At 44.4% G+C, this 13,083-nt stretch carries 12 protein-coding genes; 3 read left to right on the top strand and 9 right to left on the bottom strand.

The window, feature by feature from the left end; translation table 11 throughout:
- Positions 1 to 33: 33 nt before the first annotated feature.
- The 8 genes from HUO09_RS15520 to msrA all read right to left on the bottom strand — a co-directional run bounded on the left by HUO09_RS15520 (position 34) and on the right by msrA (position 6,176).
- On the bottom strand, positions 34 to 930 hold the full coding sequence (locus HUO09_RS15520) for a TIGR03899 family protein (RefSeq protein ID WP_167411895.1): 897 nt from the start codon (positions 928 to 930) through the stop codon (positions 34 to 36).
- 298 nt (positions 931 to 1,228) lie between these two features.
- Positions 1,229 to 1,729: a DUF3299 domain-containing protein gene (locus HUO09_RS15525; protein WP_167411894.1), complete on the bottom strand. Its 501-nt coding sequence runs from the start codon at positions 1,727 to 1,729 to the stop codon at positions 1,229 to 1,231.
- 13 nt (positions 1,730 to 1,742) lie between these two features.
- The gene (locus tag HUO09_RS15530; protein WP_188234507.1) at positions 1,743 to 3,002 is read right to left on the bottom strand and encodes an ABC transporter permease; all 1,260 of its coding nucleotides are present in this window, start codon (positions 3,000 to 3,002) and stop codon (positions 1,743 to 1,745) included.
- The gene (locus HUO09_RS15535; RefSeq protein WP_188234508.1) at positions 2,999 to 3,715 is read right to left on the bottom strand and encodes an ABC transporter ATP-binding protein; all 717 of its coding nucleotides are present in this window, start codon (positions 3,713 to 3,715) and stop codon (positions 2,999 to 3,001) included. Before HUO09_RS15535 ends, HUO09_RS15530 begins: the two co-directional genes overlap by 4 nt.
- A gap of 65 nt (positions 3,716 to 3,780) precedes the next feature.
- Positions 3,781 to 4,395: a DUF2796 domain-containing protein gene (locus tag HUO09_RS15540; protein WP_188234509.1), complete on the bottom strand. Its 615-nt coding sequence runs from the start codon at positions 4,393 to 4,395 to the stop codon at positions 3,781 to 3,783.
- Positions 4,396 to 4,447: 52 nt separating this feature from the next.
- Complete coding sequence (locus HUO09_RS15545) at positions 4,448 to 4,744, bottom strand: DUF2607 family protein (protein ID WP_188234510.1); 297 nt, start codon at positions 4,742 to 4,744, stop codon at positions 4,448 to 4,450.
- A 125-nt stretch (positions 4,745 to 4,869) separates the two neighbouring features.
- A complete protein-coding gene (locus HUO09_RS15550; protein ID WP_167411889.1) occupies positions 4,870 to 5,421 on the bottom strand; it encodes a YtfJ family protein in 552 nt (183 codons plus the stop codon).
- Between the two features lie 116 nt (positions 5,422 to 5,537).
- Positions 5,538 to 6,176, bottom strand: coding sequence for a peptide-methionine (S)-S-oxide reductase MsrA (gene msrA / locus HUO09_RS15555; protein ID WP_167411888.1), 639 nt, complete (start codon positions 6,174 to 6,176; stop codon positions 5,538 to 5,540).
- A gap of 176 nt (positions 6,177 to 6,352) precedes the next feature.
- Between msrA and HUO09_RS15560 the strand changes: the two genes are divergently transcribed.
- The 3 genes from HUO09_RS15560 to HUO09_RS15570 are packed head-to-tail and all read left to right on the top strand — an operon-like array spanning position 6,353 to position 12,252.
- Positions 6,353 to 8,068 carry an autotransporter assembly complex family protein gene (locus HUO09_RS15560; RefSeq protein ID WP_188234511.1) on the top strand — a complete coding sequence of 572 codons (1,716 nt, stop codon included), beginning with the start codon at positions 6,353 to 6,355 and terminating at the stop codon, positions 8,066 to 8,068.
- Positions 8,065 to 11,847 (top strand): translocation/assembly module TamB domain-containing protein, encoded by a 3,783-nt coding sequence (locus tag HUO09_RS15565; RefSeq protein WP_188234512.1) that lies wholly within the window; start codon positions 8,065 to 8,067, stop codon positions 11,845 to 11,847. Before HUO09_RS15560 ends, HUO09_RS15565 begins: the two co-directional genes overlap by 4 nt.
- A gap of 57 nt (positions 11,848 to 11,904) precedes the next feature.
- Complete coding sequence (locus tag HUO09_RS15570; protein ID WP_167411885.1) at positions 11,905 to 12,252, top strand: gamma-glutamylcyclotransferase; 348 nt, start codon at positions 11,905 to 11,907, stop codon at positions 12,250 to 12,252.
- Positions 12,253 to 12,343: 91 nt separating this feature from the next.
- On the opposite strand, the gene ppa is transcribed toward HUO09_RS15570, so the two are convergent.
- On the bottom strand, positions 12,344 to 12,874 hold the full coding sequence (ppa, locus tag HUO09_RS15575; protein ID WP_167411884.1) for an inorganic diphosphatase: 531 nt from the start codon (positions 12,872 to 12,874) through the stop codon (positions 12,344 to 12,346).
- Positions 12,875 to 13,083 lie beyond the last annotated feature (209 nt).

A 13,083-nucleotide genomic window follows, 5' to 3' on the forward strand; every position in this document is an offset into this window, starting at 1 on the left:
TAAAAAGTCAGGCCTAGAGCCTGACTTTTTCTTTTATACGGTGTGGTGAATGGAACTTTTCACGTCGGTATGTACCGTAAATTTCTGATTCAACATTGCGACCACCTGATCGTAATACTGGGAGTTCGGCTTGTGACCGAGCAGTCGACACAGCTCATTACCAGTTGGACTGAAACGGTAGTAGAGCAACCTCACACCTTTGGTTGACGCTTGCAAGGATAAGCTGGTGCCTTGATAAGTGAGCAATAGTGGCGGGTCTAGTTCAATCTCACCGGATTCCAACTCTGTTGCATGCACAAGTCCCAGCTCGATTAGCACCAGTAAACTGGAGTAGGGAAGATGGTGGTTACCGATATTAATGGTTGTCACCGAGTCTCTTTTGCTGAGGCTGAACATACCACTGGGTACTTTCATCCCAAACAGAAGCTTCAAACTTGAATCTGTACCAAAACTGCATGCAAGTGCCGCTGCTCGCTGAAGAATTTGCGCCTCTTTTGGCGTCATATCTTTGAGGATTTTTAGCGCCTTCATTGAGGTGAAACCCGGATTAGTGGTTTCTCGCTTAAGTACTTGTGCCCAAAGCCGTTGCATCGAGGAGTTGTGGATGTCTTGTGCCATTTCAAAGAAACGGTAGAGCCAGTCCTGATCTGGATCGCCAGCGGTTTCGTTTCTACAAGAAACATGCGCCAGCTTTACAATTTGTTCCAGATTCTTCTGCTTCTGAGCTTTGATCTCTTGTTCACGCTTTAATGCGCGTTCTAAAGGTGTTTTTTGCGGAGGAACTTTGTGTAGCAGAGCATCAATACCATGTTGCTGGGCGATCGCGTATATACGGCTTGCGCTGTCTTTTACATAGTTAGATTTTTTGTCTTGGCTGTTTTCTGTTGTTGCTTCGTGTTCAATAACAACAGGTTGTTTCTGTTCGGCCATGGGGTCCCTGAGGCTGCTACTTTCAGACATGGAATAAAATGTACTCTGTAAAAGTAGAGTCGGCTAGTGAAACTATTGAATAATGTGCATAAATTTGCGCTACCACAAATGATAATAAGTTGTTAAAATTGTTATTGCGTTTGTGAGGTGCTTATGAAGTATTGGAAAGATAATAGATTTAAAAAGCACCTGTCGACAGCTTTACTCTTTGCGGTATACATATCGGTATTGGGATATTTGTCTACCTATATTTCTTAGAGTTTAGTCACTAAACAGGTGCTCAATTTTTTAACAAAATTTACATGTCATCGTATTCGGCAATTTCTGTGCCTTCAATGACATAACCTGTGTCCGCCAGTTCAACGCTCACAGATTCCGTCTTGAGCGTTCCTATCACGTACACCACGTCCCAAAGTTGTTGGATTGGTGCACCTTGTGGAAATTTCACGTAAATAATTTGATTTGGCGGCGGTGGCGGTACATGAATACAGGCGCCAAAATACGGGACTAACAAAAACTCTGTCACCGTATTCTCATCCCCTTCTAAAGGGATCACAAAGCCCGGAATTTTTACCGTGCTGCCATTTAGCTCAGGGCGAACAGCTCCTAACTGAGACTGTTGTGCTGGAGCATTTCCATCATGATTTGCGGCTGGCATGCCTTGTTGATTGAACTGGTTACGTTCACTTTCGGGAACCAAGTCAATCCAATCTAAAGTTAGAACATCCTCAGCGCTTTGAGCGGTTGCTGTAAAAGCTGGTAGCAGCACCAGCATAAAACTTAAAAGCAGTTGTTTCATATTTGTTCCTAGACTAGAGCCTTATTGTCATACCATCACTGAGCGATTGTCTGTAAGCTCTGATTGCTGGAATAAACCCAATTAAGATGCCAGCACTCTGCACATAAGCAAGAAGCTGCCATTCGTAGCTGGTAATTCCATTGAGTTCGATCTGAATACCGTATTGACTTTCAATCAGTGGTGCTGCGAGACCCAGCAAGCCATATAAACCGACAAGACCAACAGTAATTCCGAGTAAAGTTAACACGCTCGCTTCACTGACGAGCAGGGAGAATACATGTTTTGGTCTCGCGCCCATAGCCCTCAGTATCGACATTTCACGTCTGCGCTCTTGCAAGCTGGTTAACAGGCTGCTTAGCATGCCAAGTAAGCCAGCAATAACAACGAAAATCGATACTGCCATTAACGCCTGTTCGGCCACGGACATCATGCCCCATAACTCGTGTAACGCGACACCTGGCATAATCGCGCTAAGCGGCTCTTTGCGGTATTCGTTGATCTGTCTTTGCAAAGCAAAGGTCTGAATTTTGGACTTTAGACCGATCATCATTGCGGTGATCTGTTTCGGCTCAAAATCGCGATGCTCTAGTTGTGCTTGGTCTGGTGAATGACCTAAGTGAGCACCTGATTCCCAACCTACATGGATTGCTTCAATGGCTTGCAGAGAAACGTGCACCGTTTTATCTACGGGGGTACCCGTTGGCGCGAGAATTCCTACCACTTTGAAAGGTAAGTTATCGTGGCGGCTAAAGCCGACATCACTGATGCCGTGAGCGATAATAATTTCGCTACCGATGTGATAACCCAGTTTCTTAGCAACATCAGAGCCCAACACCGTTTCAAATAAGCCTTTAAACTCTTTACCTTGGGTAAAAGTAAGTGGTTGCTTACTTCCATAGCGGAAGTGTTCAAAATAGCTCTGGTTGGTTCCCATTACTCGGAACCCTTTGTGAGAGTCACCTAATGAAATAGGAATCGCCCACTTTACGGATTTATGCTGGCTAAATTCTTGGTAGCTTTTCCAGTCAATATTGTTGGTGGCATTGCCAATACGAAATACTGAGTAGAGCAGTAAGTTCACCTGACCCGAGCGGCCTCCGACAATAAGATCGGTTCCCGACACTGTATTGGCAAAGCTGCTTTTGGCTTGAGTACGAATTCTTTCCACACCCATGAGCAGAATAACGGAAATCGCCACCGTCATAATGGTGAGCAGAGCCGTCGTTTTGCGATTGAGTAAACTTTTCCACGCTAAGCTAGCGATGACTTTCATTGTTGGCCTCCTGCTCGGTTGAGTGTTGGCAGGTGTATAACGCGCTCAAACAGACTTTCTAATGTCGGGTCATGGCTAACAAATACCAGTGTTGAACCAACACGGTTGGCTTCTTCCATCAACAGTTCAATGAAAGCGCTGCGGTTATCGTAGTCGAGAGCGGAAGTAGGCTCGTCCGCAATAACAATTTTTGGCTCACCAATTAATGCTCTTGCCGCTGCAACGCGCTGCTGTTGACCAATACTGAGGTCAATGACCGGCTTTTCGCGCACTGATTTGGGTAGATGGAGTTTGTCTAATAACTCGTGGGCTCTTTGAGTGAGACTACCGGTGACATTGCTTTTACGCTGACGGGAAAACTGGCAAGGAAGAATGATATTTTCCACCACAGACAGGTAAGGCAACAAATTGAATTGCTGAAAAATATAGCCGATGTTGTCGGCGCGAAAGCGGTCTCTTTGGCTGGAAGATAGCTGAGTAAGGTTGTTATCAAGTAGCTGTACTTCACCGTGAGTCGCGACATTGATTCCAGTTAATAGGCTGAGCAGAGTAGACTTGCCACAGCCACTAGGACCTTTGATAAATACGTGCTCATTTGCTTTTACGTTTAACTGTTCAATGTCGAGTGTTGCGCTATCACTATTCGGCCACTGAAAGATCACTTTATTAAGTTCAATTACCGTTTGGTTTGAATCGATTTGAATACTGGACATCACTGCTCCCTATAAAAATGGGTAAGTAAGCGCTTACCCATATTTCGAATTTTATAAAGGATTCTTTACAAAGAAATGATGGTGTTACTTGGTTTGAGCTCCAAAGCGGTCTGCACTTTGTCAGTCAGTAAGTTCACATCAATTTCCTGAGTCGCAGGGAATAACTTAAACCATTGAGTTTCGATTTGGCTCAGTTTTGCAATGTCATCACAATGGAAGCTGTATTGCGCAGTGAATGAACCGTGTTGATGCCCTTCTTCATGTTCGTGGTCATGGTCAGCATGGTCTTTGTGTTCATCGTGGTCGTGTCCAGCATGCTCATCATGTCCTTCGTGCTCATGATCGTCATGTTCGCCACCTAATGTGTGTTTAACATTCGAACTTTCGATATGGCATTTTGCTGCGGGAGCCAAGGTGAATACGGTATCCGCTTGACCCAGCGTTTCTAACGCTTTAGCGAGAACCGTTTTTTGTTCGTCATTTTCAGGAGCATGCTCAAAACCGACGACATCCGCACCTGGAGCGGTGATTTCCATCAGGAGATCGTGGCCGTCTTGAGCAATGTTCAGCTCAACATGACCATGTACATGGGCTTCATGTTGGCGAAATTCTTCTTGAGCGAAAGCGGTTGTGGTTAATGCTGCAGTGATGCTTACGGCTAATAGTGGTTTAGTAAACATTGGGAACTCCAAAATAATAAATTCAGTAATGATTTTCTTTAAACGTGAATGATTAAGCTGGAGTAGGTGGTGAACGTGCAAGATATGCTAGATGCAGAATCGAAAGTCTGGAAGGTTGAGTTACCGATTCAAGGTAGTTATGAGAAACCCAAACGGGTAACTCGGGAATGTGTTGCGCTAACGCTTGGTTTGCGCAAGCAAAAAGTTGGCAATGATGCTCACTGTGATGGGCAGGAGAGGCGTCTAGCTGATGTTCAATAAATGCAATATTTAGCCACACCATTAGCAAGATAGCCGGAATAGCGACTATCTTGGCTTTGATACGCAAAGAGTGCAGGTTCGAGAACATTGACATCACAGTGTTAAAATAATTAATTGTTATAATATAACAGTTAAAAAATCAGGCAAGCGATGATTTAGGTGAGAAGACAAATCTTCTCACCTAATGGTAGGGAGATATCAGCTTGGTAAGAATTAAAGGGATGTTTTTACAAGCTCTAAAACTTGTTGGATCTCTTGTTCGTTTAACGCGCCTTCCTTAACAAACAGAACATTACCTTGCTTGTCTTGAACGATGATTGCGGATGACTCAGATTGAAGATCCCAGCTCTTCGCTACGTTGCCAGATTCGTCCAAAACAATTGATGACCAAGGAAACTCAAGTTTGCTGTCTTGTGCTGAAGATTTAACAAAAGAGCCCGTTCCCCAGATAGCATCATCCTGATTGATGATGGTGGTGGTTTGATACGCTTGCTCTGGAAAATGAGCAGCGGTAATTGCCGCCATAAGATCCGCGTTCATCGCTTTTGCTGCGCTTCGGCCTGCGATGGCTTGGATGATGCGAACCTTACCTTTCATTTGTTCACTATTCCAAGCTTGGAAAGTGGTGTCTTTACCTTCAACCAGTATTTCACCGTATTTTTCTACCTTCACGTTTGGCACAGAGCTATTCAGTTGAATGTTGTGTGCAAACGCGATCGCTGGAGAGCAAGCTAGGATAAACGGCAGTAGTGCTTTCATTTTCATGTGTTTGATTCCTTTATAATAAGCACAGAATGTATAGCATAGAATTTTGAGTCTATTTTAAGCAGAAGTAAAAATTGCAGGACGGTGCCTGCAATTTTTTGGTCTGAAAAGAGTAATTACTCACTCAAACTTGGCGGGAAACACACTCCAGTGCCACCCAAACCACAGTAGCCTTGAGGGTTTTTCGCTAGGTATTGCTGGTGGTAAGTTTCAGCATAGTAATACGGACCAGCTGGAAGAATTTCTGTGGTGATCTGCGCTTGCTCTTGCTCTGATAGAAGAGCTTGATATTCGGCTTTGCTTTGCTCCGCAACAGACTTTTGCTCTTCGTTGTACACATAAATTGCAGAACGGTATTGAGTACCTAAGTCGCCGCCTTGTCGCATACCTTGAGTAGGGTCATGGCGCTCCCAGAAATGATTAAGCAGCTGTTTTAGCGGCAGAATACTAGGGTTGTAAACGATACGCACAACTTCAGTGTGACCAGTATGTCCAGTGCAAACCTCTTCATAGGTTGGGTTTGGAGTGAAACCACCTGAATAGCCCACGGAAGTTGAAACGACACCCTCTAAGCCCCAAAACAGGCGTTCAGCACCCCAAAAACAGCCCATGCCAATTAAGATTTGCTCTTCGCCATTTTTTGGTGCTGCGCTTAAGCTTGATTGATTGACAAAGTGAGTGTCTTCAATAGCCATTGGAGTATCACGTCCAGGCAGTGCTGAATCTGCCGAGACCATAGTTTGTTTGTCTAACATGGAACTTCCTTTGTTTTAAACGCTGGGTTTGAAAATACAGGCTTGCGATGATTATTTTTTAATTAATAGCTATAGACCTGATAATTGACTGATTTCATACAGACTATTATGAGCATTGGCGGTATGATTTCATTATTGCTCAACAATAAGCCTAGTATACGACGCCATAATTAAGCATGAGACGAAAATCATTACCAGTGCTATTCGCCGCTTTACTCTTTTCTGCTGCTTCTTTCGCCAAGGTTAGCTTGGAGATTGATGGCTTAGAAAATGAGCTAAAAGATAACGTCGATGCTTATCTCTCTTCAATTCCAGAATCTGAGTATTCGACTCAGTTGCGTTTTCAATCTCGCCTGCAAAAAAACATCGTAGAAGCACTCAACGCACTTGGTTATTACCACCCAAAAATTAGTTTTGAAGTGAAACCGTCGGAGGACGTGCTGGCCGTTCATGTCTATGCTGGTGAAGTCACTCGATTAGAGTTGGTTGATATTGTCATCACTGGTGAAGCCGAAAACGACCCTGATTTTATTCGTGTCATTAGTCAAAGTGGTCTTAAGCAGGGCGAGCCGCTAAATCACGGTAAATACGACAGTTTAAAATCGTCATTACGTAATCTTGCTCTACAAAAAGGCTACTTCAACGGCAAGTATATGACTAGCCGTCTGGAGGTCGCGCCCGAATTAAACCAAGCGTTTGTGCGACTGCATTACGACAGTGGTATTCGTTATCAATTTGGCGCGACGAGCATAGAAGGCAGTCAAATCGATGAAAATCGTGTTGCTTCTTTGCAACCATACAAAGAAGGCGATCCCTATTTGGTTTCTAAAGTTGGGGAGCACAACCAGAACCTATCGAGTACCGAGTGGTTTTCTTCAGTATTTGTTGAGCCTGACTTAAATAATTTGGACGGTGGCCGAGAGCTGCCGATGAAAGTCTCAGTTTCACCGCAAGCGCGAAATAAATTTGAAACGGGTATTGGTTACTCCACAGACGTTGGCCCTCGAGGTACATTCAAATGGAAGAAACCTTGGATCAACTCACGCGGACACAGCTTTGACAGCAGTTTCTCTATTTCAGAACCAGAGCAGTACATTACCGCGGGTTATAAAATTCCGCTGGAAGATGTTCTGCATGAGTATTACCGGATTCAGTATGGTTTGAAAAAAGTCGATAACCGCGATACGCAAAGCTTGGAGTCCAATTTATCTGTAGAAAGACATTGGCTAGTGGACAGTGGTTGGCACCGAACCATGTTTGTTCGTTACCTTCTCGAAAGCTATGAACAAGGTGTGCTTGATGATGTGGGACAGTTTGTGTTACCCGGTTTTACTTTTAGTCGAACCAGAACCCGCAACAGTGGTTCACTGATTACATGGGGTGACAAGCAAACCGTTACTATTGAATATGGTTCAGATTCGTTTGTGTCAGAAACTAATGTGGTACGGGTGTTGGCTGGCACGTCTTGGATTCGCACTGCTGGTGAAAATCATCGTGGTGTATTCCGAATGGGTGGGGGAGCAAACTTTGTTGAGGACTTCGATAAACTGTCACCTTCATTACGTTTCTTCGCCGGTGGTGACAATAACTTACGTGGTTATGAATATGAGTCGATTTCGCCTCGGGATTCTAGCGGCGCGCTTGCGGGTGCCAAATATATGGCAACTGGTTCGGTGGAATATCAATACCGCTTAACAGGTAACTGGTGGGGAGCCGTATTCGTCGATGGCGGTGATGCGTTTGATTACACGCCCAGATGGAAAACGGGTACGGGGTTTGGTGTTCGCTGGGTATCACCTGTGGGGCCACTTCGTCTCGATTTCGCATGGGGGCTAGAATCTGACCCCGGTGAGCGTTTCAGAATCCACTTCTCATTAGGGCCAGAGTTATGATGAAGCTGGCTCTGAAATGGAGCAAATGGATATCGCTTAGTTTGATAGCACTGGTAGTGATACTGGTATTCGCTATCGCTGGACTTCTGTTTACCAATACTGGTTTAAATTTCGCATTGTGGGGTGTGAATCAATTTGTTCCACAGCTCGAAGTCAAATCAACCCAAGGTTCTTTGTTTCCAAGATTTACTCTAAATGAAGTGAGCTTTGTTGATCCCACTTTGAATGTTGATATGCAACTGCAAAGTGCGACGCTCGCCATTAATGCGAACTGTTTTTTAGAGCCTTCGATTTGCATCAATGACATCAGCCTTTCCGGTTTGAGATTCTCATTACCTACTTTACCTGAAACAACAGATTCGGAAGAGGAAGCGAGTTCAGAGCCGCTAACCAACATCACAACGCCTGTTCCTATTCGGCTTAATCGCCTATCTCTAAAAGATATTCAGCTGAATGTGTTAGGTAACCATATTGCTTGGCAGCACTTCTCCACTCAAGCATCGTTTCAGGGGAACAACCTCACCGTTGGCAAAACCTTATGGAATGATATTGATGTGACGTTGGCGCAAAGCCAAGACGAGCCACAGACTGAAAAAGCTGAACCCCAAGAAAAAGCAGAGCCAGCATCCCCAAATGAACCACAGAAGATCGAATTACCGGATGTATTGATACCGCTGAGAATTGATTTGTCGCGCTTGGACATCAATCACTTCACTCTTCACCAAGAAACACCAGTGGTGGTGAATCATCTTGGTCTTAAAGCTAAGGCTTATCAATACGATGTCTCTGTCGACACACTGGAACTTGATACGCCAGAGGTGGATGCGCAGTTAAAAACAAAAGTAAAACTTAAAGATAGCTACTCTCTGTCGTTAGATTTGACTTCGAAAGTCAAGTTAGCGGAAGCAAAAGGACAAGCTCTGAGCTTGAGAGCATCAGGCAGTGTGGCGGATTTAAGTGTACAAGCGGAACTGACCGAACTGGCCAAAGCCAGTATTAAAGCAAAATTGCAGCCTCTTGATCCTCAATTACCGTTTGATATCGACATCAAAGATCTGCACGGGCAATGGCCTCTGGTTGGTAAAGGGGATTACTTTATTGATGCTTCCCATCTCTATAGTAAAGGTTCGCTAGAGCACTATCAGCTTGGCCTAGTCGGGCAACTGAAGGGGAAAGAGCTGCCAGATGTTGCGATTGACACCAAAGGTGAGGGGAATTTAAGTGAAATTGCCTTAAGTCATATCCAAATTGATACACTCGGTGGACGTGTTCTCGGTGAGATAAAAACCAACTGGGAGCAGCCGATTAATTGGCAAGCCAAGCTGAATATGAATCAAATTCAGCCTGGTCTGCAGTGGCCGGAAGCGGAAGGTGTTGTCGGTGGTGAAATAGAAACCTCGGGCGAGTTGACTAGCCAAGGTGGTTGGATAGTGAAAGTGCCTCAACTATCCGTGAATGGTTTAGTGCGTGATTATCCGTTGCATTTGGATGGACAAATAGATGCCTCAGATATTTCAGGCAAAGGGCAATATGAGGTGACTACTCAGGGAATCAATCTCGCTCACGGCCCGAATAAGGTTACGGCTAAAGGTAAGCTAGATAAAGAGTGGCGAATGTCTTTGTCACTTAACTTACCGGATTTGTCTAAAAGCGTGCCGGATCTTAAAGGCAAAGTGATTGGTGATGTATTGCTGCGTGGCGCAATGAGCGAGCCGAAAATCAAACTGTCTTTGGATGCAGACTCTATCGCTTGGCAGCAAGACGCCAAGGTGAAGCACGTTACTTTAACGGGCAATGTGAAGCCATTGCCTAAACCGCAAGCAGAGTTGCGTCTTAAGGTCACTGATGCTGCTTATCAGGATCAATTGATCAACTCTATTGCGATGCATTTTAGTGGTGAACAGCAAAAGCACGAACTTACACTGGATGTGAAATCCGACATTCTATCAACCAGTTTAAATATTCAAGGCGGTCTGAAAGATAAACCTTCGCTGTTGTGGAATGGTCAGTTAAACCGCATGACGGTAGAAACCGAGCAAGGTATCTGGGCATTAGACAAGCCGATGAAGGCCAATGTGGATATTGATAAACAGAATGCCACGATCACGGCGCACTGCTGGACTCAGAGTAGTTCATCGGTATGTTTGGACAAGTCATCCACCATTGGTGAAAGCGGTGAAGTTCAGCTTTCTGTAAACCAGTTTAATTTCTCTCAAGTTAAAGCATTCATGCCGCCAGATACCAATATCGATGGAGAGGCAAATGCAAAAGTTTGGGCAAAATGGCAAGCCAACCAGCCTCCTCAAGCAAAATTAGAATTGAATTTATCTCAGGGAGCAGTGATACAGAATCTTGATCAACCGTTGACCGTGGGCTGGGATAAGGTCTCTCTACAAGCTTCCTTGATTCGCAATCGGCTTCAAGCTTATTGGAATGTCGATATGACGGACAACGGTGACTTGTCTGGGAAAATTATCATTGCGGACGTCACCAAAGAAAACAAACGTATGGAAGGAGATCTTAAGCTCTCCACGTTTAACCTCGATTTTCTTTCGCCGTTGGTGGGTGAATACAGTTCCCTGAAATCGAATATTGAATCTGACCTCAAGTTTAAAGGCGACATGCTTCATCCACGGGTTGATGGTGTGCTCAGCGTCGATGGTATTCAGGTGAAAGGCGATATTTCTCCGGTAGAAGTAGATTCAGGTCTGGTCACTTTGACCTTCAAAGGTTATCAGGCAAGTTTAAATGCCAATGTGCTGACACAAGATGGTGAACTCGAGATCACAGGAGATGCAGACTGGCAAAATCTTGATGATTGGAAAGTGAATAGTCACGTCTTTGCCAAATCGTTGCTGGTGGATTTGCCACCAATAGTCAAAGTTAAAGTTGTACCAGATCTGACACTGAACATGCAGCCAAAGTTGGCTAAAGTTACTGGGAATATCGCGCTTCCTTGGGGGCGAATCGTTGTCGAAGAATTACCACCAAGTGCGGTGAGTGTGTCAAAAGATCAGGTTTTACTGAATGAGGACTTAACGCCAGTAAGTGAGCAGAATACGCTGCCGTTTGATATTGAAACGGATGTGTCGATTACTATTGGTGATGACTTCAAGTTAGAGGCGTTTGGACTGGAAGGCGGTTTGGTTGGTCGTGTCAACGTTGTTCAAAAGGATAAGGGGCCACTGGTTAACGGTGAGATCAATATCCAGAACGGTAAGTATCGCTCCTTTGGTCAGGATTTAGTGATTCAAGAAGGTAAGATTCTAATGAATGGTCCTGTGGATCAGCCATATCTGTCTATAAAAGCGATTCGTAATCCAGAAAACACTCAAGATGACGTCATTGCGGGTGTGCAAGTGACAGGACCTGCGAACGAGCCACTTGTTTCGATATTCTCAGAGCCGAGCATGCCACAAGCAAATGCTTTGTCGTACTTACTACGTGGGCAAGATATTGACAGTGAAACTGGTGGTGATGCGATGACAACGGCATTGATTGGTTTGAGTCTTGCAAAAAGTGGTAAAGTGGTCAGCCAAATCGGTAGTGCTTTTGGCGTTCAAGATTTAACACTTGATACAGCGGGCTCGGGGGACGATTCTCAGGTGACGGTGAGTGGTTACATTCGTCCGGGTCTGCAAGTAAAATACGGGGTAGGTATTTTTAACTCGGTAGGGGAATTTACCGTTCGCTATCGTTTAATGACGGATTTGTATGTGGAAGCGGTATCTGGCTTAGATAGTGCGGTTGATCTGCTGTATCAATTTGAATTGAATTGAGGCTGTTATATCCAATAAATGTTCAATTAATTGGGTGTATATCTTAAGGAGAAGTAAGTGCAACATTTAGTTTTTGTTTATGGCACTTTACGCCAAGGAGAAAGCAATCATTGCTTTTTAGAAAGTAGTCAATTGCTGGGGCAATATATTACCAAACCTGAGTATTCTCTCTACGATCTGGGGCCTTATCCGGGTTTAGTGGATGGGCATCATACTATTGCTGGTGAAGTGTATTTAATTGATGACGAGACACTGGCAAAGTTAGATATTCTGGAGGATGTTCCAGTGGAATATCGTCGAGAGACCATTGAAACCCCTTTTGGCACTGCATGGATATACATTTACCAAGAAGTGACTTCACAAGAAGCTCTCATTGATTCTGGGGATTGGTGCCAACGAGTGTAAGGTTTCACAAGTTTTGGACATTTTAATTCCCCCTGTTTTAGCCAAAAAAAAGCCAGCGAAATGTGCTGGCTTTTCAATTCGTTCGGTACGCTTATTTTTGCTGTGCGCGCTCGTATGAAGTTTTGATCTCTTCACGAGCTGCTGCTGCGTCTTCCCAACCTTCAACTTTCACCCATTTACCCGCTTCAAGGTCTTTGTAACGCTCGAAGAAGTGAGTGATTTGTGCTTTTAGAAGCTCTGGAAGGTCGTTCACATCTTGAATGTGGCTGTATTCTTTAGAAAGTTTCTCGTGTGGTACCGCAATAACTTTCGCATCTTCACCAGACTCATCGCTCATTTTTAGCACGCCAACTGGGCGGCAGCGAATAACTGAACCAGGCATTAGTGGGAATGGTGTTGGTACTAATACGTCTACTGGGTCACCATCTAGAGATAGAGTGTGGTTTACGTAACCGTAGTTACATGGGTAGAACATAGGAGCAGACATGAAACGGTCTACGAATACAGCGCCAGAATCTTTGTCTACTTCGTATTTGATAGGGTCTGCGTTAGCTGGGATTTCGATGATAACGTAGATATCGTCTGGAAGAGATTTGCCTGCTGGCACATTGTTTAAGCTCATTAAAGGTTTCCTTTTCGTTAGCCGGACTTCAAGAATCAAGACTTATTGTTATACATGTTATGCGTGGGCATCAAAGAGCCACGGCATAGCAAAGGCTAGAGTTTACCCGTAAATGAGTCGATCCCCAAGCAAACCTAAGTCTAATTGATGCAATTGTAGGTCAAAAAATGCGTAATTGATTGATGAAAGAGAGATAAAAAAAGCGCCTT

It is taken from the genome of Vibrio sp. Y2-5, from assembly GCF_014596725.1.
Classification (GTDB): Bacteria; Pseudomonadota; Gammaproteobacteria; order Enterobacterales; family Vibrionaceae; genus Vibrio.